We start from the raw sequence: 25,869 nt of genomic DNA on the forward strand, positions 1-25,869 counted from the left end.
TTATCCTCCGTCGACCTTATTCTTCGTCGCCAAACCAGCAAATCTGTCTGGCAGCCATAATTAGTTCGCCGGCTTTTTCGTCCGACAATTCTTCAATATCTTCTAGCTCATCAATCCCTTGTTCTGCGAGATCTTCAAGGGTCACAATCCCCTTACTTGCCATAACAAATGCCAAGTGTCGCTCCATTCCCTCGAGAGCGAGTAATTCTTCGCTAGGCTCAGCATTATCCAAAGACTCTTCTTTCGCTAAAGCTTCGGTCACCAATGCCGCCTTGGCTCGTTCACGCAAGGCATTAACCGTGTCTTCATCAAGACCATCAATACTTAACAGCTCATTCACTGGTACGTAAGCGATCTCTTCTAAAGTGGTAAAACCTTCATCAGCCAGTACCGTTGAAAACTCTTCATCAATATCAAGGTATTGAATAAAAGTATCGATGGCTTTTTGTGCTTCCGCTTGATGCTTGTTATTTGCCTCTTCAACTGTCATTACGTTCAGTTCCCAGCCAGTAAGCTGTGAAGCCAAACGAACATTCTGACCGTTGCGGCCAATTGCTTGAGCTAGATTATCTTGTTCAACGGCGATATCCATAGAATGGCTATCTTCGTCGACAATGATAGAAGCAACTTCCGCTGGAGCCATTGCGTTAATCGCAAACTGTGCGGCGTTGTCATCCCATAATACAATATCAACACGCTCATTATCCAACTCACCCGAGACGGCTTGAACACGTGCACCACGCATACCAACACAAGCACCCACAGGGTCAATGCGTCGGTCATTACTCTTCACCGCAATTTTTGCACGAGAACCAGGATCACGAGCAGCCGCGACGAGATCGATCATCTCTTCAGCGATTTCTGGAACTTCAATGCGGAATAACTCAATCAACATTTCCGGACGAGTACGGCTCATAAATAACTGAGCACCGCGAGCTTCCGGCTTCACTTCGTATAGCAAACCGCGTACTCGGTCACCGGGGCGAAACGCTTCACGCGGTAGCGATTCTTCGCGATGGATAACCGCTTCTGCATTGTTGCCTAAATCAACAATGATATTTTCGCGGCTTACTTTTTTAACAATACCGGTTACTAATTCATTCACTTGATCAAAGTACTGTTCGACCACTTGAGCACGTTCTGCTTCACGTACTTTTTGAACAATAACTTGCTTAGCTGTTTGCGTGGTAATCCGGTCAAATACAACCGACTCAATTTGTTCCTCAACGTAATCACCAAGTTCGATGCTAGGCTCTTCATATTGAGCCGCATCTAGGGTGATTTCACGATATGGATTTTCAATGGCTTCTTGATTTTCTACCACTCGCCAGCGACGGAACGTTTCAAAACTACCGTCTTTTCGGTCAATATCGACACGAACTTCGATATCACCTTCGTATTTTTTCTTGGTTGCTGTAGCTAAAGCCACTTCCATAGCTTCAAAAATCTTCTCGCGCGGCAATGCTTTTTCATTCGATACCGCGTCAACAACCAACAAGACTTCTTTGTTCATTCCTCACCCTCTTCAATCAAATTGGGGAACTAGATGCGCTTTTTGCACGTTGCCTAGCGCTATCCGATGTTGTTCTGATGCAACTGCGAGCACGACGGTGTCGTCTTCAACAGCAATGATTTCGCCCTGCCATTTTCGACGGTTACTCACTGGCATACGTAATTGAATAAATACAATTTCGCCAATAAAACGTTGATAATGCTCTGCTTTAAACAGAGGACGCTCTAAACCAGGAGATGACACCTCAAGGTTATATTCTGTACTAATTGGATCTTCTACATCCAATATGGCGCTAGCTTGTCGACTAACATCCGCGCAATTGTCTACATTAATCCCATCTTCATGATCGATGAAAAGACGAACAATAGAATGCTTGCCAGCACTTACGTATTCGATGCCTAACAACTCAAACCCTAGCGCTTCAACCGCTGGTGTAAGCATGTCAGTGAGTCTTTGTTCTACAGTTGCCAAGGTTTCCCTCCAGAAACAAAAAAAGGGCGTAATAGCCCAGTTCTAGCACCTAAGGTGCGGCGAAAAAATAACAAAAAGCCCCGATGAAGCGGGGCTTTTAAATTTCTGAGCCTTTAAAAACTATTCACACCAGGTGTTGAATAGTTGGTTGCGGGAGCCGGATTTGAACCGACGACCTTCGGGTTATGAGCCCGACGAGCTACCAGACTGCTCCATCCCGCGTCCGAATTGCCGAAGATTATACCAATCACTCGTCAAGGATGCAAAAATAACTATTGGTGCCGAGAGCGGGACTTGAACCCGCACGTCCATAGGACACTACCCCCTCAAGGTAGCGTGTCTACCAATTCCACCACCTCGGCAGTTTAAACTAGTTTGGAACGTCACTACCTGGTGTAGCCGGCAATGCTGGTACATCACCTTCAGGTACTACTTGCTCAGCAACTGGCTGAGACAAATCGCTCCACTCATCAACTTGTTTACTTTGTTTGGCTGAAAGGTTGCCTAACGCCAAGCTGATAAGAATAAATAACATTGCACAAATAGCGGTTGAACGAGTTAGGAAGTTACCTGAACCAGAAGAACCAAATACTGTGTTAGATGCACCGGAACCAAAAGATGCACCCATATCAGCGCCTTTGCCTTGTTGGATCAATACGAGACCAATCAACGACAATGCCACTAACAAATAAACTACTAATAAAATTTCGTACATTCTCTTTCACCTAAGTGTGGGTCGGTCATTATTCCGACCGTCAATTAGTGAAACACAAGTCACCAAAGCGGGCGAGATATTAGCGAACCTATGCGTTTAATACAAGCAACAACTTAAAAAAAGTCACATTCTTCGTTCAACCGTTTAAATATCGTGCACTTCAAACAAATATTAAGCACATGCGGCGCGCACGGCTTCGGCAATATCATTGGCACATTGTTCAACCAGAGCTGAATCAGCCCCTTCGACCATCACTCTTAATAACGGCTCGGTTCCAGACTTGCGCAATAAAACTCGACCACTATCGGCCAATTGTTGTTCAGCTTTCGCCTGCGCTAATTTAACCAGTTCACTATTTAAGGGATCCGACTCACCTTTAAAACGAACATTCACCAATAACTGAGGATAAAGAGTGAGCTCAGCCAACAAACCACGTAGGCTTTGCTTTTGAGCCAACATCGCCGCTAATACTTGTAAGGCGGCAACAATACCATCACCGGTGGTGGTATGTCCTAAACAAATAATATGTCCTGAGTTTTCTCCACCGAAAGACCAACCTTTCTCTGAGAGCTGCTCCATTACATAGCGGTCACCAACTTTGGCTCGACTAAACGGAATATCCATGCCCAAAAAGGCTTGCTCAAGCGCCAAATTACTCATCAGAGTCCCCACAACACCACCGCTTAGGCGCTGACCTAACTGGGCATCTTTGGCTAAAATATAAAGGATCTCATCACCATCAACTTCGACACCATATTGGTCAATCATCATGACGCGGTCACCATCACCATCGAGGGCAATTCCTAAATCTGCTTGATGCTCTAATACTTGCTCCGCCAATAAACGGGTATCGGTCGCACCACACTTGTCATTGATGTTTAATCCATTGGGTTGGTTACCAATAGCGACAACCTCGGCACCCAGTTCACTGAAGACCTTCGGCGCAATGTGGTAAGTCGCACCATGCGCACAGTCAACCACAATTTTTAAGCCCGCGAGACTAAATTTGTTAGGAAACGTACTCTTGCAAAATTCGATATAACGACCAGCTGCATCTTCAATACGTCTGGCCTTCCCCAAGCTGGCTGAATCGACACAAGTCATGGGATTGTCCAACTCTGCCTCAATCGCCAGTTCAACATCGTCAGGTAACTTGGTTCCACCCGCAGAGAAAAATTTAATGCCGTTATCGTAGTAAGGATTATGTGAAGCGCTAATCACAATGCCAGCTTCGGCTCTAAAGGTGCGTGTTAGATAAGCCACCGCAGGAGTGGGCATAGGCCCCACAAAACTGGCTTGAACACCGGCTGCGGATAAACCTGCTTCTAGGGCCGATTCCAACATATAACCAGAAATCCGCGTGTCTTTGCCAATTAATACTTTTCGAGTGCCAGTACTCGACAATACCTTCCCTGCAGCCCAACCCAATTTTAATGCAAATTCTGGGGTAATTGGGTAATCACCCACCTTACCGCGGACACCATCCGTGCCAAAATATTTTCTTGTCATTATTTACTCATCTGTACCATAGAAAAAACCTTTAAAGCGTCAGCCGTGGCTTGCACATCATGCACACGAAAGATCTGCGCCCCTTGTTCAGCAGCCAGCATAACGCCGGCAATACTCGCAGCCAACAACTGTTCCGTCGGCCGATCCAGCAACTTACCAAACATGCTTTTACGAGACATACCGGCCAACACTGGCAGTTGCAACTGTTGACACTCGGCTAAGCGCGCTAACAGTTGATAATTATGCTGTACGCTCTTACCAAAACCAAAGCCAGGATCAACAATTATATTAGAACGAACGATTCCTGCTGCTACACAGTTCTCAACTCGCATTTTTAGATAATCAATCACCTCTGTAACAACATCCTTATATTCTGGATTCGCCTGCATGGTTCTTGGTTGCCCTTGCATATGCATTAAGCAAACGGGTACCGCTAGCTCTGCCGCGACTTCCAATGCTTGAGGCTGACTCAGTGCACAAATGTCATTAATCATGTCAGCGCCATTTAATACCGTTTGACGCATCACTTCAGCCTTGCTGGTATCGATAGATACCAGGCATGAAAAGCGCTGTTTAATCGCCGCAACTAAGTCTACGGTGCGGGCTAATTCGTCTTCTAGGCTCACCGCTGGCGCGCCAGGGCGAGTTGATTCCCCGCCAATATCGATAATGTCGGCACCCTCAGCCAACATTTGTTCAACTCGCTGCAATGCCCGCTGCTTAGAGAGGTACTGACCACCATCTGAAAATGAATCAGGGGTAACATTAAGAATGCCCATGATAACTGGACGAGTGAATTGGTGAGGGCCAATTTGAAAGGATTGTGTCATATCATTTTACTTATAAAAAAGCCCTGTAAGTAACTTACAGGGCTAATAGCTCAATGAGCAATTACTGTGCTGGATCTTCGCCCATAGACTTAGGCTGATCTACCGAATCAGACGAGTTGTCATCTGGCTTAATATCCGCTTTAGAAGGAGTGTCTCCATCATCCCAATCCGCTGGTGGACGAGGCGTTTTACGCATCATCAAATCATCAATCTGTTTCGCATCAATCGTCTCGTATTTCATCAAGGTGTCTTTCATAGCATGCAAAATATCTATATTTTCTGCAAGCAAGGATTCAGCACGGTGATAATTACGATCAATGACCGAGCGAATTTCAAGATCAATGGCTTTCGCAGTATCGTCGGACATATGCTTGGTTTTCGCTGCAGTACGCCCTAAGAACACTTCACCTTCTTCATCAGCGTACAACAATGGCCCCATCGATTCCGACAGGCCCCACTGAGTCACCATTTTACGAGCAATTTCAGTGGCGCGTTCGATATCATTACTGGCACCTGTGGAAACTTTCTCATCACCATAAATAATCCGCTCCGCGAGGCGTCCGCCATACAAACTCGAGATCATGCTCTCAAGATGCTGTTTACTATGGCTCACCCGATCCTGCTCAGGCAGGTACATGGTTACCCCCAGTGCGCGGCCACGTGGTATAATACTCACCTTATAAACTGGATCATGCTCTGGCACCAAGCGGCCAACAATCGCATGACCCGCTTCGTGATAGGCTGTCATTTCTTTTTCGCTTTCAGTCATCACCATTGACTTGCGCTCAGCACCCATCATGATTTTGTCTTTGGCTTTTTCAAACTCTTCCATGGCGACCACTCGCTTACTACCACGAGCAGCGAATAATGCGGCTTCATTGACCAGGTTAGCCAAATCGGCACCAGAAAAACCAGGCGTTCCACGAGCAATGACACTTGGATCGACGCCATCGCCTAAAGGCACTTTACGCATATGGACTTTAAGGATCTGCTCACGACCGCGAATATCTGGTAAACCAACAGTGACCTGACGGTCAAATCGACCAGGACGTAACAAAGCGGGGTCAAGTACATCGGGGCGGTTGGTTGCCGCAATCACAATAATCCCTTCGTTACCTTCAAAACCATCCATTTCGACTAACATTTGGTTTAAAGTCTGTTCACGCTCATCATGTCCGCCGCCGAGACCAGCTCCACGCTGGCGACCAACTGCATCGATTTCATCGATGAAAATAATACAGGGCGCTGACTTTTTAGCTTGTTCAAACATGTCTCGTACCCGTGAGGCACCCACACCAACAAACATTTCAACGAAGTCTGAACCAGAAATGGTAAAGAAAGGTACTTTTGCTTCACCAGCAATCGCTTTGGCGAGTAGCGTTTTACCTGTACCAGGAGGACCTACCATCAAAATACCAGTGGGAATTTTTCCGCCCAGTTTTTGGAATTTAGTTGGGTCACGCAAGTAATCGACTAACTCAGCAACTTCTTCTTTTGCTTCATCACAACCAGCTACGTCAGCAAAATTAGTCTTAATTTGATCTTCGCTCATCAAGCGTGCTTTGCTTTTACCAAAAGACATTGCCCCTTTACCACCGCCGCCTTGCATTTGACGCATGAAGAATATCCATACCCCAATCAGCAGTAACATAGGGAACCACGAGATGAAGATCTGCGCCAACATGCCTTGCTCTTCTGGCTGCTCGCCCAACACTTTCACATTATGATTAATCAAATCATTTAGTAAGTCTTTGTCGTGTAAAGGAATAATGGTGGTAAACTGCTCGCCAGTACGCTTAGTACCTTTAATATCTTGCCCACTAATTCTCACTTCACGGATCTGCTCTTGATTCACATCCTTAACAAAGGTTGAGTAATCCATTTGCCGACCATTGTTTGAATCAGGACTAAAGCTTTGAAATACGGACATCAATACAACCGCAATCACTAGCCACAGAATCAGATTTTTTGCCATGTCACTCAAGACGAAAACCTCATCGGTTATTTAAATACGAATTATTACCTAGCGTACTATAGTTTAAAGCCACTAGCTACTATATAGACCTCTCTAGAGCGAGCCCTAGAGGAATCTGGTTTGCGCGTTTTTACACTACTGAACATAGAACGCACATTTTGCAGATATCGATCAAAGCCTTCACCTTGAAACACCTTCACCACAAAGCAGCCTTTGGGGGCTAATACTTCCCGGCACATCTCTAAAGCTAACTCAACCAGATACATCGCTCGTGATTGGTCAACATTACTATTACCACTCATATTCGGTGCCATATCAGAAAGCACCACATCTACTTTCTTCTCACCGACTCGTTCGAGCAGAGCATTTAACACGTCTTCTTCACGAAAATCTCCGCATAAGAAATCAACGCCAGCAATCGGGTCCATTGGTAAGATATCGCAAGCAATTACATGCCCATTCAAGCCCAGTTGCTCAACACAATATTGCGACCAACCGCCAGGAGCGGCACCTAAATCAACCACCGTCATACCAGGTTTTAATAACTTATCTTTATTTTGGATCTCTTCTATCTTAAACACTGCGCGAGAACGCAGCCCAAGTTTCTGAGCTTTTTGAACATAATGATCATCAAAATGTTCGGTTAACCAGCGTTTGGAGCTCGCCGTATGTTTTTTATTGGTCACAGATAGTTTCCACTATAGTTACAAAACCACACCGTATAGTGATTATAAAATAGTATTCATCCATAGATGGCGCTAGAATGTGCCTTTTTCAACCCCGAGTAAGCAGAAAGTTTCATGCGACTGACTAACAAACAAAAACAGCACCTAAAATCCTTGGCTCATAACCTTAAGCCAGTTGTGATGCTTGGGTCGAATGGACTCACCGAAGGAATTCTAGCAGAAATTGATATCGCCTTGGCGCATCACGAGCTGATTAAGGTGAAAATTGCAACCGACGACAGAGAAATGAAACAATTAATTGCCGATACCATCGTCAGCAAGGCGGAAGCGGTCAAGGTCCAAGTGATTGGTCACATTTTAATTCTTTACCGCCCGAGTGAAGCGCAAAAAATAGAATTACCTAAGAAATAAAAAAAGCGGCAATAGCCGCTTTTTTATACTGCAAATTTCAGTACTTGAGAAAACGCTGAGCTTGGATGCTGGCTAGCACCCTATTTTGCATGAAATTAACCAACTCTGATGGCGGTTACTGCAGCAAGTCATCAATGATGCGAGAAACAACGCGTTAGTTTAAGAGCAACACCCAGCTTTTTTCGCGGGTATGCTCCCATCGATTGCCAACTAAAACACCTCTTTGCCCCGACTCGACGAGCAGCCGTTTTACCGATAAATTTCGAGCGATTACCGAGTATATAAAGGCTCATGGCGCTGAGTAACTATCTCTATATGCCTTAGCCAACGAAGCGAAATCGTCAACGAGTATCACCACCTGATACAACAAACGCTCGCATTTATTTAACCTGCGGCAACAAACTCAGCCAAACTAAAATCTTTCACTAGCACACAATCCATTTTCGCATTTTGTGCGGCCTGTAAGCCAAAAGGAGTATCTTCAAACACCAAACAGCGTTTGGCAGGCACATTCAACCGCCTTGCGGCTTCAAGAAAGGTATCAGGTTCGGGCTTATGCGCATTCACATCATCGGCACTGACCAAAGCCGAAAAATGTCCAGTTAAATTTAAATTATCCATAATACGCTGCATATTAACTCGCTCGGCTCCTGTTCCCAATGCAAAGCGCTTATGCCCTTTAAAGCGATCCAAGAGTTGGCAAGTCACTTCTATCTTATTTACCTGTTCCCAGTGGCCTTCAAAGCAGGCTCGCTTATCCATCAATAACTGCTGAGCATCGAGTGTGAGCTGAAAATGCTGCTGATATTGTTGGGCAATTTTTAAGGTCGGCATACCGCCTCGTTGGCCGATAAAGTCGATATATGCGGGTAAATTTTGCTTTGCCAAGGCCTGTTCCCAAGCCGCTAAATGCGCAGGCATCGAATCAACTAAAGTCCCATCCATATCAAAAATTAAAGCATCGTATTTCGAGTAATCAATATCTAACACTGCGCATCTCCAACAAAAAACGCAGCAAATTGCTGCGTTTAAGTGAATCAAATAACTAGGTTATTTATATTCAACATTAACAATTTCGTATTCAACTTCACCGCCAGGGGTAATCACATTGACACAGTCATCCATTTCTTTACCGATCAACGCTCTGGCAATTGGTGAATTAACTGAAATAAGATTCTTTTTAAAATCAGCCTCATCATCACCCACAATACCATAGGTAACTTCTTTATCGGTCTCAACATTTAACAAGGTGACCGTGGCACCAAAAATCACTTTACCAGCATTCACTATCTTCGTAACGTCAATCACCTGAACATTACTCAACTTGCCTTCAATATCTTGAATTCGGCCTTCACAAAAACCTTGCTGCTCGCGAGCCGCATGATATTCAGCATTTTCTTTTAAATCACCATGCTCACGAGCAGTGGCAATATCTTCAATAATTCTAGGGCGAACAACCGTTTTCAGATGTTCTAACTCTTCACGTAATTGCGTCGCTCCGCGCACCGTCATTGGAACAGGTTTCATATTCACTAACTCAATCAAACAAGAAAAACAGAAAAAAATTGGCTGTCGATGACAGCCAATTTACTTTTATTTATAGGTGCAGTGTAACGCGATTTTAAGCTGCGGTGAAGTGATTCACCGCCAAAGTCATCGCGATTACTAATGATTACACTATACGTTTATGCAAATCTTGGAGGGAAGTCACAGTACCACGGTCATCGGCATTATGTGCTAAACAAGTTGCAAAGGCCCCGTTTAAGGTAGTGGTATAGTTTATTTTTTGCACCAAAGCAGCCCGCCGCAATTGACGAGAATCTTCGATAGATTGACGCCCTTCAGTGGTATTGATGACATAACTGTACTCACCATTTTTTAAACGGTCCAAAATGTGTGGCCGACCTTCGTGTACCTTATTCACCAAACGAGGATTAATACCCGCTTCGCCAAGCGCCACAGCTGTACCGTGAGTAGCATCGAGTTGATAACCCAACTCGACCAGCTTAGCCGCAAGCTCTGCCACACGCTTCTTATCGGAATTACGCACCGACAACAACACACGACCACTCTTCGGTCCGTCATTGCCAATCCCTAGCTCAGCTTTAGCGTAGGCTTCAGCGAAAGTATCACCTACCCCCATCACTTCACCCGTAGAACGCATTTCAGGGCCTAAGATAGGGTCAACACCGTGGAATTTGTTAAACGGCAATACCACTTCTTTAACAGAATAAAAAGGTGGGATCACTTCTCTGGTAATGCCCTGCTCAGCTAAGGATTTACCAGCCATAACCCGAGCAGCCACTTTAGCAATTGGAACCCCAGTTGCCTTAGAAACAAATGGCACGGTGCGCGCAGCACGAGGGTTGACTTCGATTAAGTAAATTTCGTCATCTTTCACTGCAAACTGGGTATTCATTAAGCCAATCACACCCAGCTCTAAAGCTAAGGCTTTCACCTGTTCACGCATTCGGTCTTGAATTTGTGGGCTTAAGGTATAAGCAGGCAATGAACAGGCAGAATCACCCGAGTGAACTCCCGCTTGCTCAATGTGCTCCATAATGCCGCCAATCACCACATCTTTACCGTCACAAATGGCATCAATATCGATTTCAATGGCATCATTTAGGAAGCTATCAAGCAGTACCGGCGAGTCATTCGATACACTAACAGCTTCTTTGAAGTAGCGACGTAAATCGATTTCGTCATAAACAATTTCCATGGCTCGTCCGCCTAACACATAAGAAGGACGTACCACTAAGGGGTAACCAATACGCTCTGCAGAAATAAGGGCATCTTCCGTCGTGGTTACCGTATCATTCTCAGGCTGTTTCAGCTTCAAACGATCGACAGCTAGTTGGAAACGCTCACGATCTTCGGCGCGGTCAATCGCGTCAGGCGAAGTACCAATAATCGGCACGCCAGCCGCTTCTAGCTCACGTGCGAGCTTAAGCGGCGTTTGGCCACCATACTGCACAATCACCCCAGTTGGCTGCTCAACACGAACAATTTCCAGTACGTCTTCTAAGGTGACCGGCTCAAAGTACAAGCGGTCAGAAGTATCATAATCGGTCGATACCGTTTCTGGGTTACAGTTCACCATAATGGTTTCGTAACCATCTTCTCGCATCGCAAGCGCTGCATGAACACAACAGTAGTCGAATTCAATACCTTGACCAATACGGTTAGGACCGCCACCTAAAACCATGATTTTTTTATTGTTCGTAGGATTGGCTTCACATTCTTCATCATAAGTTGAATACATGTACGCAGTATCAGTAGCAAATTCTGCGGCACAAGTATCAACCCGTTTGTAAACCGGTAGCACTTCTAAACGGTGACGTAGTTTACGAATTTCTTTCTCAGACACCCCAGTAAGCTTTGCCAAACGCGCATCGGCAAAGCCCTTGCGTTTGAGTTTGCGCATCGTCGCCTCATCTAGGCTAGCAACGCCTGCTTTGGCAACTTGATTTTCCAGCAGTATAATGTCTTCAATTTGTACCAAGAACCAACGGTCAATATTGGTCAGGCCAAAGATATCTTCAACGCTCATTCCGGCACGGAATGCGTCTGCGATATACCAGATACGGTCACAGCCTACGTTTTGCAATTCGTGACGAATAGTTTCCATGGCATCAGGCGCATTTAAATCAACAATCGGGTCAAAACCATCCACCCCAACTTCTAGGCCGCGTAGCGCTTTTTGCAGTGACTCTTGTTGGTTACGACCAATCGCCATCACCTCACCCACCGACTTCATTTGGGTGGTTAAGCGGTCGTTAGCACCAGCAAACTTCTCAAAGTTAAAGCGAGGGATTTTAGTGACTACATAGTCAATGGAAGGCTCAAACGACGCAGGTGTCTGACCACCGGTAATATCGTTTTGCAGCTCATCAAGGGTAAAGCCTACGGCTAACTTAGCTGCAATTTTTGCGATGGGGAAACCAGTTGCTTTAGACGCGAGTGCAGATGAGCGCGATACCCGCGGGTTCATCTCAATAATCACCATACGGCCAGTGTTTGGACAAATCCCAAACTGAACGTTAGATCCACCCGTTTCTACGCCAATTTCGCGTAAAACCGCTAACGAGGCATTACGCATCAATTGGTATTCTTTGTCAGAAAGCGTTTGTGCAGGAGCAACCGTGATTGAGTCACCGGTGTGTACGCCCATTGGGTCGAAGTTTTCAATAGCACAGACAATGATACAGTTGTCGTTTTTATCACGAACCACTTCCATCTCGTACTCTTTCCAACCAATTAAACTTTCGTCAATCAATAACTCACTGGTTGGAGAAAGGTCTAAGCCTCGAGTACAAATTTCATCGAATTCTTCTTTGTTATAAGCGATACCGCCACCGGTACCCCCCATGGTGAAAGAGGGTCGAATAATACAAGGGAAGCCGACTTCGTCTAAGACCTTGTAAGCCTCTTCCATAGAATGAGCAATACCAGCATTTGGACAAGCTAAACCAATACTTTTCATAGCCTTGTCGAAACGGCTGCGATCTTCTGCTTTATCAATCGCGTCCGCTGTAGCACCAATCATTTCAACATTGTATTTTTCGAGTACGCCTTTGCTCTCAAGCTCTAGCGCACAGTTCAATGCGGTTTGACCACCCATCGTCGGCAGAACTGCATCCGGACGTTCTTTGGCGATAATTCGTTCTACAACTTCCCAATGAATCGGTTCGATGTAGGTGGCATCAGCCATCTCCGGGTCAGTCATAATGGTCGCGGGGTTAGAGTTAACCAAAATGACTCGGTAACCCTCTTCACGCAAGGCCTTACAAGCCTGGGCACCAGAGTAGTCAAACTCACAGGCCTGACCGATAACAATCGGGCCTGCGCCCAATATCAAAATGCTTTTTATATCATTACGTTTTGGCATAAGTTCTGCTGCTCTCTACCTACGCTTGGCCGTTAAGGCGCTGCTCAATTAATTCAATGAAATGGTCAAACAATGGCGCTGCATCATGCGGACCAGGGCTCGCTTCAGGATGACCCTGAAAACTAAACGCAGGCTTATCGGTGCGATGAATCCCCTGTAAGCTTTGGTCAAACAGTGAGAAGTGGGTCATTGTTAGCGTATCTGGCAAGGTTTTTTCGTCAACGGCAAAACCGTGGTTTTGTGCGGTAATCATGACTCGATTCTGCTCAATGTCTTTCACCGGATGGTTCCCACCATGATGACCAAATTTCATCTTCACGGTTTTAGCGCCACTGGCTAAAGCAAGAATTTGATGACCTAAACAGATCCCAAATACGGGGATATCTGTTTCGAGGAAGCGTTGAACCGCCGCAATGGCATAATCACATGGCTCTGGATCACCGGGGCCGTTTGATAAGAAGATGCCATCGGGATTCAGTGCTAAAACCTCTGCTGCAGAAGTTTGCGCTGGCACCACCGTAAGCCGACAACCCCGATCTACTAACATACGTAAGATATTACGCTTCACGCCAAAGTCGTAAGCAACCACATGAAATTTACTATCTTCACTGTCTGCCGGTAAGCCATTGACTAAGTCCCAACTGCCTTGCGCCCAGGAATAAGACTCCAAAGTTGTTACTTCTTTAGCCAAATCCATGCCCTTTAGACCCGGGAAAGCTTTCGCGTCCGCTAGAGCTTTTGCTTGGTCCAGATCTTCCCCAGCCACAATACAACCCGCCTGAGCACCTTTCTCTCGTAAAATACGGGTTAACTTACGGGTATCAATGTCAGCGATCCCCACCACATTACGAGACTCTAAATATTCACTCAAACTTTGCTGGCTGCGGAAATTGCTCGCTAACAAAGGTAAATCACGAATCACTAAACCACAGGCATGAATACTCGAAGACTCTTCATCTTCAGGTGTTGTTCCGTAGTTTCCAATATGGGGGTAAGTGAGGGTGACTATTTGGCGAGCGTATGAAGGGTCAGTTAAAATTTCTTGATATCCGGTCATCGAAGTATTAAAAACAACTTCTCCAACGGCACTTCCATTGGCTCCGATTGCAGTACCACGGAACACGGTACCGTCTTCTAATACCAGCAGCGCTGATTTGCTCAAGGCAACCTCCTAACAAAGAATTGTCGATACGACAAAGTTGAACTAAAGCCTAACTTTAGCCCAACACAATAAAAATTTGGCAAATTCCGCGGATTATAGAAGAGATAAGGCAAGAGATCTATTGTTTTTTATACAAACTTATGAAAATAAGTTATTTAGCTGAAAATACGACTTTAATAGCGATAAATACAATTTTCCCACTCCAATTGAAAACTTAAAATGATAAAAACAATAATATAAGAATGCTAATTATCCACATAAATATTCTAACAACTTTTACTAAACAAAAAGCGGATTTTCACCTACAACGTTCTGACACAAGCTTATCAATTCAGTCTTGGGCCTGTACTTCATTCATCAAATAACAATAAATGTAATAACTATGTAAACCAACTGAAATTTATTGCGCATAAAAAAGCCGACCTTAAGGGTCGGCAATTAATCAGTTTAAGAAATTTTGTTATTGGCTCACAGTTAACACTGGTGCATCCGCATTAGCGGTATTAAGTGTGAAAGTATAACTCCCCGCTTCCGTAACCGAGAACTTCATATTGGCACTTGCGCTACCGCCATCTAAAGTCACTGGTGAGTCTAGAGCGACGCTAGTATCTGCCCCAAAATTAACAGCTGCGGTCCACGCTGCATCTGCAATCTTCATCTCGTAATCTCCAACCGTAAGGTCCAAGGTCAAACGATAAGTATTAGTAGCAGTGTAAGCAAATTTGGCACTTGAATCCTCTGCAGGCGTATCCCAAGTGGTAATGGTTCCGCGCAAGAAAATATCGGAGCTATAAGTTGGAGTTAAGCTTTGCTCAGATTTTGTTACTGAAACAATCGCTTTATCATCCTCACTGTCAGTTTGTACATATTTCGCATCTAAAGTGAACTTATACAGACCGTCTTCGCTTACTGGCAATTTACAGTTTTCCGCATCACCTAAACTAATTGAAGTTTCGGCCTGAGTCGCCCAATCACAGCCAATATTTGGGCTCGACCAAGATGAATCAGCAAACTTAAACTCATAACCATCATTGGCATTCAAACTAACCGTCAACTCATAGATGCCATCCCCTTTAAAGGTCATGGCATAGTCATCGTTATCGGCCCAGTCATTCATACTACCTTTCACATAAACGGTCTGGTTAAATGGCGGTATTGTGGTTAAGTCTTTATTACTGGTATTCACTGGTAAACCGGCACCTTGCGCGCCATCTTGCGGTTGTACAAATACCGCGGTGGTGCGTGCTGGCACAGTAAAGCTTGCGTTAGCGAAACTTGCGCCTTGCACAACATCATCAGCAGAATTTTTCTGAACGGGGTGTAACTCAAAACCGCTAGCACCCGCTATTTCAAAGCTTTGCTCCTCATCTGTAGCATTCAGTACCACAACAATCGCATCATTGTTTGCATCCAAGTCTGAGCCAGCACTCGTGCCATCATCAATCGACATCACGATCAGGCCTTGCACCTGTTCTTTACCAACGTTGCGGAAATCAACCCTCGCTTTAACCGCATCCGCATCTTTCAATCTAAATAGTTCACTCCCTGAGCGTATTTTTAATAACTCAAGGAACTGCTCTTTAGTTAATGCGATATCAGCAGGCTTAACTTGCGTCGTCTGGTCGGCGATAATCTTCTTGATTAAGTCCCAGTTTGCCTCATCTTTATCGGCTCTCGGTAGGCCTACATTCCAGTTATTGCTTTGACCTGAGAAGTCGACTCGGTTAAACCAATCACCCGAATCATAACTATCTCGTTGCATCGACTTAGAACGCAGTAATTCAGATCCCATGTGAATAAATGGGATCCCTTGACCTAACATCACCGTCGATAAACTTACCGTTTGCATCCGGGCACGATCCGCGGGGGAAGTTCCAGTGGTCGCTTTATAGGCATTGTTATCCCAAAGCGTTTGGTTATCGTGCTTAGAAACATAGGAGATATTTTCCGAAGGACTCAGTGTATAACCCGCTTTTGCGCCGTTATAATCGACATCTTCACCGCGCTTGGTATTCCCCTCTGCATCCAACAACACAAATTTCTGTAAGTTGCCAGCCATTCCCAAACGAATTAAGTCTTGATTGTGGAGTGCATCAGCACGGAAGCTATCCGCATCGGAATTGAGATCGTTCAGCGTGTCCGCATTACCAAAGCCTTGAGTTTTACGAATGCCATCACCACTATCAAATGGACTCCCTCCACGTACCGCGTCGCGTAAACGATCGGAGAAGGTACCAATACCAGTGCCGGCCATATTCCATTGGGTTGATTGCTCGAAACGAGCGTTATTAGAGACTTCACCGAAGTCCCAGCCTTCCCCATAGAAATAAGTATCATCATCCACTTTTCTAACTGCAGCCAAAGAATCAACCATTAAATCTTTCGGCTGATGCCCCATCAAATCAAAACGGAAACCATCAATTTTATACTCTTTAGCCCAAGTCACTAATGAGTCGGTCATGAGTTTACCCATCATCAGATTTTCGGTAGCAGTGTTGTCACAACAGGTTGAGGTTTCCACATCGCCAGTATTAGGGTTTCGACGATGATAGTATCCGGGGACAATTTTATCGAGTACCGACTTATCCTCTACTCCCGAAGCATTGGTATGGTTATACACTACATCCATAACAACCTGCAGTCCCATATCGTGAGTAGCCTTCACCATTTCTCGGAACTCTTTGATCCGAGTCGTGCCTTCTGCATCTGTTGCGTAACTACCTTCAGGCACGGTGTAATGATAAGGGTCATAACCCCAGTTAAAACTATCTAAAGCACGTAAATCCCCCATCAGTGCTTGTGCGTCACCCGTGGTTGGGTCGTAAGAATCTAATAGATCTTCAATAACTTTGCCTTTATCGGCAGTCTCACAAACTTGAGCACTGGGTTTTAAGTCACATAGCTTAGCCACAGTATCGGTGATGTTCACCACCTTATCGGGGTCTTCATCTACTGTTGCAATATCAAAGGCAGGCATAATATGTAAGGTGGTTAATCCAGCTTGTTGCAACTCTTTAAGATGAACTACCGAATCCCGTTCAGCTTCCGTCAAAGCTAAGTACTTACCATTGTATGCCTTGGTACCAAGACTATCACTGGCGCTAAAATCACGCAGATGAGATTCATAGAGTACATGGTCAATATCTTTGGCTAGCTTGGGTACTTCATCACTGTCCCAACCCGTAGGTTTTAAATCCGTAGACTCTAAATCAACCACTTGAGAATAAGCGGAATTAGCCGACAAACTTAAGGAGTAAGGGTCGGTCACCATACGCGTTTCAATGTTACTGGTTGTAGGATGATAAACCGTCACTTCATAGCGATAGTATTTACCAACGACGTCCGATTGCTGAGCCGACCACACGCCGTTTGCAGCTTGAGTCATCACAACAGGCTGACCAAAAGCCTTCAGTTGGTCGTCATACAGATACAGTTTTAGATTTTGCGCCGTAGGTGCCCACACCTTAAAGGTCACACCATCATCGCTCACAATAGCACCGAGCTCTTCCGACAGAGCACCTTTGTCACCCTGTACAAACACAGCGTCAATCACCCCCGCTTTTTGCACTTGAGTGGCTGCGGTCGCTTTCCCTTCGGCATTTTTTGCCACCACCACAATTTGGCTCTTCAAAATAGTTTTAAGCGTTGCATCATCAACGTCAATACTGGCCGCGGCTAAACTCGCTAAATGTGGAAAACGCTTTTTAACTGCATCACTCAAGGTTCCTTCACTCAAAGTAACTGCGGTACCACCGCTAACTTCTTTGGTTTCTGGATCCATTGCGATTTTATTTTCAAGATCATAGCGTAGCTCTAAAGAACTCGCGCTACCAACAGATTCCCAGGCGATGGTTTTTGCATCCACCCAGTGCGCTTTAGCACCATCAATTGCCACCGGGCGTTCGGCAATCGGCGCATAGAAAATCTCGCTACTGCCATGAAAACCGAATAAACCTTGAGACTCACCCAATTTTGTTAATTCTACTTTTGAATTTGCACTTCCAAATGCCTTGTCATCTCCATTATGCAGAATAAAATTCATACACTGATATGGGTCATTAGCATCGGGATCAACTTTTAATACATAATAGGCACCGTAAGTTTCACTAATACCCGTAGCAAGATAAGGTGAAGACCAATCCGTTCCCGCTTCGGCGACACCCATCGCTTCCAAATCAGTACTGGTACAGCCCTCACCATTCCACAAATGCAGCCCCCAACCTGCATAGGCTGATTCATTAACCTTTGCCTGTGCATCATCGCGCTTATAATAGATAACGACTTCATTTTCAGCGGCAGAGTACAGCCCATCAATCACTCCACTATTACCTGAACCACTCGATTCATCACTACTCCCACAACCCATCATTGCTACTGCCGCAATAAATGGTATGGTGAGCTTTGCTAGCTTCGTTATTTTTATGTCCATGTTAACCTTCCTTTCCTCATTGCTAATCCAATCTTCAACAACTCTGTTTAGATTTTTTTGGTTCTCGCCTTCCATTGGACGAGATGACAATAAGGTAGAATTTCAACAAAAAAAGGACTGTGACTTCAGCGTAACTTTATGTAACACAGCGTAAGTTACCTGTATTTTTTATAACCTTTGTGAGGCCGATCAAGCACATAATTCTTGAAAGCGATTTCAAAACATTCGTTGATAACGCTTTCAAATGTCATTTTAGTATATTATATCGATAGTTAAATTCAGCTCCAAAAAAAAACGCCGCAAAGCGGCGTTCTAAAATCCAATAAGAAAACCTTAATCGTTTAAATTTAATACATCACGCATATTAAACAATCCCGACGGTTTATCTTGTAACCACACAGCAGCCCTTACAGCGCCATTGGCGAAGGTCATTCGACTAGATGCTTTATGAGTTATTTCAACTCGCTCACCAATATCGGCAAACATCACGGTATGTTCTCCCACTAAATCTCCAGCACGAATGGTTGCAAAACCAATCGTCTCTCGATCACGCTCGCCAGTGATCCCTTCTCGACCGTAAACGGCTACTTTTTTCAGGTCTCTGCCCAAGGTGTCAGCGATCACCTCACCCATCCCTAAAGCCGTTCCCGAAGGCGCATCTACTTTATGTCGATGGTGACCTTCGATGATTTCAATGTCGGTGTAATCTCCCATCACTTGGGCTGCGATTTCCAACAACTTAAAGACTAAGTTCACACCAACACTCATATTCGGCGCAAACATAATGGCAATATCGTCAGCCGCTTCTTCTAGCTGTTGTTTTTGTTCATCGCTAAAACCAGTGGTGCCAATCACCATCTTTTTGTGGTTAGCCCGAGCCCATTCAATATGAGATAAGGTAACGGCTGGGGCGGTAAAATCAATAATCACATCGATGTCATCTTTCACTCGTTCCAAGTTCTCGACAATCGCTATATTCAGCTTGCCAAAACCCGCTAAGTCACCCACATCAATCCCAATTAAACTGGAACCGGGTCGTTCTGTTGCGGCCCCCAAGATCGCAGCATCACTATGATTCACAGCCTCCAGTAAATTTTTCCCCATTCGTCCATTGCATCCAACAATCGCTACTCTCACTTGCGACATTTTAACTCTCCTTTTCGAATCAGACTCTGCGACCGCAATTTGGAGTCGACTATAGCAAAGCAGATAAGATAAAACGAGGCTTCGCAATGATTTGAAACCACCTCAGCTAAAGCCACGAAGAGTAATCTTCTCCCCCAAAATTAGCAGTAACAGCAAATCTAATACCAATCTGATTCGCTATATAATCAACTTATTGCGCAGAATAAATCTGCCGTTAACGAGGCAGTAAGTGCCGTAACTAGCGGCTAAAATTACAAGATGCATAACGCAGTGAGCGATGATGTAGTCCAATAAGAATCAACTGATAATGAGTTAGATTGATATAAACAGTGGGTCAAGCAAATACCAAACATCGCAGGATGCCACGCAAGCCATTCCTATTGCGCCGGGATCGCAGGCACAAAAAAACCGGCTATAAAGCCGGTTTATCAACAGAAGGGGCGATTAACCAAGAATGGCTAATAACTCAACTTCAAATACCAAAGCTGCAAACGGAGGGATGGCTGCGCCAGCACCTTGAGAGCCATAAGCAAGTTCTTGCGGGATATATAGCTTCCACTTATCACCCACTTTCATGCGCTGTAGGGCTTCAGTCCAACCTTTAATAACACCATTCACAGGAAACTCCGCAGGCTGGCCTCGTTTTACCGAGCTGTCGAACACTTCACCAGAAATTAAAGTACCTTCATAATGAACCTGTACTTTACTGCTTGCGCTCGGCGTTTCACCATCACCTTCAACCAAGACTTCATATTGAAGGCCTGTTTCGGTTTTATTGATTTCTGGGCGTTGGCCATTTTCCATTAAGAAATTTTCGCCTTCTGCCATTGCATCTTTATGTTGCTCGGCTTTCTTGGCTTCGATTTCTTTGGTTATTTCTTGGAATGCTGCGGCAATTAAAGCCTCTTCAACTTGCGGCTCCGCACCTTGCATGACGTCACGGATCCCATCTAGCATTGCGTTTACTTCTAAACCATCGAATGCGGCACGCCCAATTTGCTCACCAATTTGTAGGCCGTAGCCATAACTTGCTTGCGCAGCAGCGCCTTGATATTTATCGCTCATTTGCTCTCTTAAATCTACTTGCTAAAAACCACAAAGGTTAACATAAAGTTACTATAAAAACCGCGATTAGCGGACTAATTGCGCCTTTTTTTGAATAAAATGACTACCACAAAAATTAAATTCTCGTCGCTCATCACTAAATTCAAAACCAAGGTGTTGGTAAAACCCTTGCGCATGGTGGTTGTCTTCCATCACCCAACAATATAGTGCTTTAGATTTTACTTCACGGCAGGCATGCTCGAACAACAGCCTTCCCCAACCCTGACCAATCGCATCGGGGTCCAAATACAGGGCAGCAAGTTCGAGCTCCTGATCCACTTGCTCTAACATCAACAAACCTGAAACAAGCGGGGTATTCACTGTCCATGTACTACAATCTGTTGAGGCTATACGCTGCATCCACAACCGTTGATGTAATGAGACTGGTAAAGCCTGCAACATATTTTCTATCAACTGATGGTCATAAACGTGTTGCCAACTTCGTCGCTGCACCAAACAAATAGCGGCAGCATCGGCAGCCTGTGCTAACTGGATTTTCATTCGTTCAGCTAGGCTTAGCAGGCCGAACGCACTGCGGATTTTTCCCTTGCGCAAGAGCTTGCTTAGTCAATTGTTCCGCCCGCGGGAGCCGAGTTTCTAAATCACCAATTCGGGTCGTATTTGAGGGATGAGTAGAAAGAAATTCAGGAACCGAAGCTCCGCCAGCTTTTGCCATATTCTGCCACAAAGTCACGCTAGCCTTTGGGTCAAAACCAGCGCTCGCCATTAAATCTAAACCCATCAAATCGGCTTCGCTCTCTTGAGTTCGGCCATAGGGCAACATCACCCCATATTGTACGCCTAAGCCAAGAGCCGCCATCGCCAAGCCTTTATTATCGATGCTGTCACTCACCCCAATAGCCACCGCAGCCACCGCAGTTCCAACACCAACAATTTGTCCGCGAGATAAGCGCTCATTACTATGTTCAGCTAAAACGTGAGAAATTTCATGGCCGATCACTGTCGCCAATTGATCCGGTGTTTCAGCAAGCTCAATTAAGCCCGTGTAAACACCAATATGCCCTCCAGGTAAAGCGAAAGCGTTCACTTGTTCTGAATCGAAAACCACAACTTCCCATTGTTGTTGACCATAGTCACCTGGGATCTCAGCGGTCACGGCATTCGCCACGCAACTCACATAGGCATTGGTCGCCGGATCGTGAAAGATTTTCTCTTGTTTTTTGATCTCATCAAAAGATTGGGCTCCCAATGAACTCATTTCCGAGTCATCATAAAGCAATACCCGCTTTCGCCCTGTTGGTGAGGAAGAGCAGCTAAGTAAAACTAACAATGAGCTGGTTAACAGCCCCAATTTAAGCGATTTATTCATGAAATAATTCCATATTTGACAGTGCAGCAAGCCACCCAGATATCAATATCCTCAGTCTAGTCCACCATTTGAGCCAACGATAAGACCAAGCCACTAAAGCCATTGCTCTGGTCACGAACAAAAGGGGGGTACTCTGCCATCAACCACAAGTCGTGTCCTCGACTCGCCTATAAATAAGTATGCTCTAGTCGCCGCCCTCGCCACACAAAGCACCCGTTGCCAAAATCATAACATAGACCAATATCAGCTGAGTATTCGATTTAAGATTTCCGGCCCTAAAATGAAGACATAAAAAAAGCGGCTATCGCCGCTTATTCATCTATAACTCGTTAGCTAGTGAGGTCATCAAAGAACTTTTTTACCCCATCAAAAAAGCCTTCAGCCTTAGGCTTATGTTTACTGCTGGCAGAGCCTCCACAGCTATCTTCAAGGTCTCGAAGCAATTGTTTTTGAGTCTCATTAAGCTTCACTGGCGTCTCAACTATCACCTTACAGATCAAATCACCAATTGGACCACCACGAACCGACTTCACTCCTTTACCACGCATTCTGAACATCCGTCCGCTTTGCGTTTCGTTCGGCACTTTTAAGCTCACTCGACCGTCTAAAGTCGGAACCTCTATTTCTCCACCGAGAGCCGCTAGGGTAAAGCTAATAGGGACTTCACAATAAAGGTTATTTTGCTCACGTTGGAAAATAGGGTGTTCTTTCACATGAACTTGAACATACAAGTCACCCGCTGGAGCACCATTTTCGCCCGCTTCACCTTCACCGGATAAACGAACTCGGTCACCCGTATCAACGCCTGCAGGAATACTAACCGACAAAGTTTTAGAGCGCTCATAACGACCTTCGCCATGACACTTATGGCATGGGTCAGAAATAATCGAACCTTTACCTTTACAGGTTGGACAGGCTTGTTGCACCGCAAAAAAACCTTGGCGCATTTGCACCTGGCCCTGACCATGACAAGTACCACAGGTTTTTGGCTGAGAACCTTTCTTCGCACCACTCCCGTTACACTGTTCACAGTGAACTAAGGTTGGCACCTTAATCTCTTTCTTAATACCTTTAACGGCTTGTTCTAAGGTTAACTCTAAGTTGTAACGTAAGTCTGAGCCACGTTGCGGTTGGCGACGTCCACCACCACCGGCACGGCCGCCACCAAAGATATCACCAAAGATATCACCAAATGCGTCGCCAAAATCACCTTGTCCGCCGCCAAAGCCACCCGCACCACGGTTCGGATCAACCCCCGCATGACCATAATGATCATAGGCCTCTTTTTTATTGGCATTGCTAAGCACTTCATAGGCTTCTTTCACTTCTTTAAATTTTTCTTCAGAAGCTTTATCCCCCTTAGTGCGGTCAGGGTGGAATTTCATCGCCAAACGTTTGTAGGCTTTTTTAATGTCTCGTTCAGTGGCATCTTTGCCTAGACCAAGAACTTCGTAATAATCGCGTTTTGACATAGTTGGTGTTCTACTTTCTCGCTACCGCAAGTATTGGCTGTGATAGATGATAGAGATACGGGCGTTGCTCACACAACGCCCGTTATTTAGTTCATTTGAATCCAGATTTAAGAATTACTTCTTATCGTCTTTTACTTCTTCAAATTCGGCGTCCACAACATCATCTTGAGTCTCAGCAGTTGGTTCAGCATCTGCATCACCCGCATTCGCTTGTGCTTGTTGCTGAGCAACTTCCATAAGTTTTTGAGAGGCTTCGATCAGCGCTTGAGTTTTCGCTTCAATTGCAGCTTTATCTTCACCTTTACGCGCGGTCTCTAACTCTTCAATAGCTGCTTCGATTTTCTCTTTCTCGTCAGTCGGAAGCGCTTCACCCGCTTCTTCCACTTGTTTACGAGTACCGTGAACTAAAGCATCGGCTTGGTTACGAGCCTGAACTAACTCTTCGAATTTTTTATCTTCTTCAGCGTTAGCTTCTGCATCATTCACCATTTTACTGATTTCGTCATCGGATAAACCAGAAGAGGCTTGAATGGTGATTTTTTGCTCTTTAGCCGTATCTTTATCTTTCGCTGATACGTGTAAGATACCATCGGCATCCAAATCAAAAGTCACTTCAATTTGTGGTACACCACGTTGTGCAGGGCGAATACCTTCTAAGTTGAATTGGCCTAGAGATTTGTTATCTGCGGCGCGCTTACGCTCACCTTGAATCACGTGTACAGTTACTGCGCTTTGATTATCATCTGCAGTTGAGAACACCTGTGACCCTTTGGTTGGGATAGTGGTGTTTTTCTCAACAACACGCGTCATCACGCCGCCCATAGTTTCGATACCCAAAGATAGAGGCGTTACATCAAGTAGCAATACGTCGGTTTTATCACCAGACAATACCGCACCTTGAATCGCTGCGCCCATAGCTACCGCTTCATCAGGGTTAACGTCTTTACGCGGTTCTTGACCAAAGAACTCAGTGACCGCTTTTTGTACCATTGGCATGCGAGTTTGACCGCCAACCAAGATAACATCGTTAATATCGCCAACTGAAAGATCCGCATCTTTCAAAGCAATTCGTAGTGGCTCTAGTGAACGTTGTACTAATTCTTCAACCAAAGATTCTAACTTAGAACGAGTCACTTTGATGTTCAGGTGTTTAGGACCCGAAGCGTCAGCAGTGATGTATGGTAAGTTAACATCAGTTTGTTGTGCTGAAGACAATTCACATTTAGCTTTCTCTGCCGCTTCTTTTAAGCGTTGCATCGCTAGTGGGTCTTGCTTCAAGTCAAAACCTTGATCTTTCTTAAACTCATCAACTAAGTAGTTGATCAAACGGTTATCAAAATCTTCACCACCAAGGTGAGTATCACCATTAGTCGCTAATACTTCGAAGGTTTTTTCGCCATCTACTTCATCAATTTCGATGATAGAGATATCGAAAGTACCACCACCTAAATCGTATACCGCAACAACATTGTCGCCTTTAGAGTTATTCACACCGTAAGCAAATGCAGCAGCCGTTGGTTCATTAATAATGCGTTTAACGTCTAGACCAGCGATTCGGCCAGCATCTTTAGTCGCTTGGCGCTGTGAATCGTTGAAGTATGCAGGAACCGTAATAACCGCTTCGGTTACGGCTTCACCTAGGTAATCTTCTGCAGTTTTTTTCATTTTTTTCAAAACTTCTGCAGAAATTTGTGGCGGCGCTTTCTTCTCACCTTTCGCTTCTACCCACGCGTCACCATTATCAGCGGCAACAATGTTAAAAGGCATAATTTGAATATCACGTTGCACTTCATCATCAGTAAAACGACGACCAATTAAGCGTTTAATCGCAAACAAGGTATTTTTAGGGTTAGTGACTGCCTGACGTTTGGCTGGCTGACCAACAAGGGTTTCGCCATCATCTGTATAAGCAATAATCGACGGCGTAGTACGATCGCCTTCGGCATTTTCAATAACTTTAGGGGTATCGCCATCTAAAATTGCAACACAAGAGTTAGTGGTTCCCAAATCGATACCAATAATTCGACCCATGGTGGTGTTCTCCAAATTCTGTTTATTACTAATATTCTTTGTTGGATCATAAGTTGGGGGCGTCATTTTTCTTTTCAAGGGAAAAATCAAAAAAAATAAGCAAAATTTACTATCTCGTTATTTTCTTTCAGCACACTTCCACTCACCAACAAACATCATTGGCAGTTAAATAAACCAACCAACCTATAGGATTA

Annotated in this window: 19 protein-coding genes and 2 tRNA genes; 1 reads left to right on the forward strand and 20 read right to left on the reverse strand. The window is 44.8% G+C overall.

The genetic code is table 11. The annotated features are described in order from the left end of the window. Positions 1 to 16: 16 nt before the first annotated feature. The 9 genes from nusA to rlmE all read right to left on the reverse strand — a co-directional run bounded on the left by nusA (position 17) and on the right by rlmE (position 7,699). Positions 17 to 1,513 (reverse strand): transcription termination factor NusA, encoded by a 1,497-nt coding sequence (gene nusA, locus ACRRSY_RS16420; RefSeq protein WP_432452179.1) that lies wholly within the window; start codon positions 1,511 to 1,513, stop codon positions 17 to 19. Between the two features lie 12 nt (positions 1,514 to 1,525). Next, the gene (rimP, locus tag ACRRSY_RS16425; protein WP_432452178.1) at positions 1,526 to 1,984 is read right to left on the reverse strand and encodes a ribosome maturation factor RimP; all 459 of its coding nucleotides are present in this window, start codon (positions 1,982 to 1,984) and stop codon (positions 1,526 to 1,528) included. Between the two features lie 145 nt (positions 1,985 to 2,129). Continuing rightward, a tRNA-Met gene (locus tag ACRRSY_RS16430) sits at positions 2,130 to 2,206 on the reverse strand. Positions 2,207 to 2,260: 54 nt separating this feature from the next. After that, positions 2,261 to 2,346: transfer RNA gene (locus ACRRSY_RS16435), tRNA-Leu, on the reverse strand. A gap of 8 nt (positions 2,347 to 2,354) precedes the next feature. Then, entirely contained in the window at positions 2,355 to 2,699 is a 345-nt protein-coding gene (gene secG, locus ACRRSY_RS16440) for a preprotein translocase subunit SecG (protein ID WP_432452177.1), read from the reverse strand. A gap of 171 nt (positions 2,700 to 2,870) precedes the next feature. Beyond that, on the reverse strand, positions 2,871 to 4,208 hold the full coding sequence (gene glmM, locus ACRRSY_RS16445; RefSeq protein WP_432452176.1) for a phosphoglucosamine mutase: 1,338 nt from the start codon (positions 4,206 to 4,208) through the stop codon (positions 2,871 to 2,873). After that, positions 4,208 to 5,038 (reverse strand): dihydropteroate synthase, encoded by an 831-nt coding sequence (gene folP / locus ACRRSY_RS16450; RefSeq protein ID WP_432463649.1) that lies wholly within the window; start codon positions 5,036 to 5,038, stop codon positions 4,208 to 4,210. Before folP ends, glmM begins: the two co-directional genes overlap by 1 nt. Before the next feature lie 61 nt (positions 5,039 to 5,099). Further along, positions 5,100 to 7,022: an ATP-dependent zinc metalloprotease FtsH gene (ftsH, locus tag ACRRSY_RS16455; protein ID WP_432452174.1), complete on the reverse strand. Its 1,923-nt coding sequence runs from the start codon at positions 7,020 to 7,022 to the stop codon at positions 5,100 to 5,102. Between the two features lie 47 nt (positions 7,023 to 7,069). After that, a complete protein-coding gene (gene rlmE, locus ACRRSY_RS16460; protein ID WP_432463650.1) occupies positions 7,070 to 7,699 on the reverse strand; it encodes a 23S rRNA (uridine(2552)-2'-O)-methyltransferase RlmE in 630 nt (209 codons plus the stop codon). Between the two features lie 114 nt (positions 7,700 to 7,813). Here rlmE and yhbY point away from each other — a divergent pair, with 114 nt between their 5' ends. Further along, on the forward strand, positions 7,814 to 8,110 hold the full coding sequence (gene yhbY, locus ACRRSY_RS16465) for a ribosome assembly RNA-binding protein YhbY (RefSeq protein WP_432452172.1): 297 nt from the start codon (positions 7,814 to 7,816) through the stop codon (positions 8,108 to 8,110). Positions 8,111 to 8,494: 384 nt separating this feature from the next. On the opposite strand, the gene ACRRSY_RS16470 is transcribed toward yhbY, so the two are convergent. From ACRRSY_RS16470 to dnaK, 11 genes are all read right to left on the reverse strand, one after another. Then, positions 8,495 to 9,100 carry an HAD family hydrolase gene (locus tag ACRRSY_RS16470; RefSeq protein WP_432452171.1) on the reverse strand — a complete coding sequence of 202 codons (606 nt, stop codon included), beginning with the start codon at positions 9,098 to 9,100 and terminating at the stop codon, positions 8,495 to 8,497. A 60-nt stretch (positions 9,101 to 9,160) separates the two neighbouring features. Further along, positions 9,161 to 9,637, reverse strand: a complete 477-nt coding sequence (greA, locus tag ACRRSY_RS16475) for a transcription elongation factor GreA (RefSeq protein ID WP_432452170.1) — start codon at positions 9,635 to 9,637, stop codon at positions 9,161 to 9,163. A gap of 145 nt (positions 9,638 to 9,782) precedes the next feature. Continuing rightward, positions 9,783 to 13,001, reverse strand: coding sequence for a carbamoyl-phosphate synthase large subunit (gene carB, locus ACRRSY_RS16480; protein ID WP_432463651.1), 3,219 nt, complete (start codon positions 12,999 to 13,001; stop codon positions 9,783 to 9,785). A 19-nt stretch (positions 13,002 to 13,020) separates the two neighbouring features. Continuing rightward, entirely contained in the window at positions 13,021 to 14,163 is a 1,143-nt protein-coding gene (gene carA, locus ACRRSY_RS16485; RefSeq protein ID WP_432452168.1) for a glutamine-hydrolyzing carbamoyl-phosphate synthase small subunit, read from the reverse strand. 460 nt (positions 14,164 to 14,623) lie between these two features. Next, positions 14,624 to 18,592 carry a pullulanase-type alpha-1,6-glucosidase gene (gene pulA, locus ACRRSY_RS16490; protein ID WP_432463652.1) on the reverse strand — a complete coding sequence of 1,323 codons (3,969 nt, stop codon included), beginning with the start codon at positions 18,590 to 18,592 and terminating at the stop codon, positions 14,624 to 14,626. Positions 18,593 to 18,925: 333 nt separating this feature from the next. Further along, entirely contained in the window at positions 18,926 to 19,738 is an 813-nt protein-coding gene (gene dapB, locus ACRRSY_RS16495) for a 4-hydroxy-tetrahydrodipicolinate reductase (RefSeq protein ID WP_432452166.1), read from the reverse strand. Positions 19,739 to 20,182: 444 nt separating this feature from the next. Next, a complete protein-coding gene (locus tag ACRRSY_RS16500) occupies positions 20,183 to 20,803 on the reverse strand; it encodes an FKBP-type peptidyl-prolyl cis-trans isomerase (protein ID WP_432452165.1) in 621 nt (206 codons plus the stop codon). Between the two features lie 66 nt (positions 20,804 to 20,869). Beyond that, positions 20,870 to 21,343, reverse strand: a complete 474-nt coding sequence (locus tag ACRRSY_RS16505; protein ID WP_432452164.1) for a GNAT family N-acetyltransferase — start codon at positions 21,341 to 21,343, stop codon at positions 20,870 to 20,872. 4 nt (positions 21,344 to 21,347) lie between these two features. After that, complete coding sequence (locus ACRRSY_RS16510) at positions 21,348 to 22,172, reverse strand: M48 family metallopeptidase (RefSeq protein WP_432452163.1); 825 nt, start codon at positions 22,170 to 22,172, stop codon at positions 21,348 to 21,350. Positions 22,173 to 22,501: 329 nt separating this feature from the next. Beyond that, on the reverse strand, positions 22,502 to 23,644 hold the full coding sequence (gene dnaJ / locus ACRRSY_RS16515; RefSeq protein WP_432452162.1) for a molecular chaperone DnaJ: 1,143 nt from the start codon (positions 23,642 to 23,644) through the stop codon (positions 22,502 to 22,504). A 114-nt stretch (positions 23,645 to 23,758) separates the two neighbouring features. Then, positions 23,759 to 25,675, reverse strand: a complete 1,917-nt coding sequence (dnaK, locus tag ACRRSY_RS16520; RefSeq protein WP_432452161.1) for a molecular chaperone DnaK — start codon at positions 25,673 to 25,675, stop codon at positions 23,759 to 23,761. Between the last annotated feature and the right edge of the window lie 194 nt (positions 25,676 to 25,869).

The organism is Agarivorans sp. QJM3NY_33 (assembly GCF_050870865.2).
GTDB lineage: Bacteria > Pseudomonadota > Gammaproteobacteria > Enterobacterales > Celerinatantimonadaceae > Agarivorans.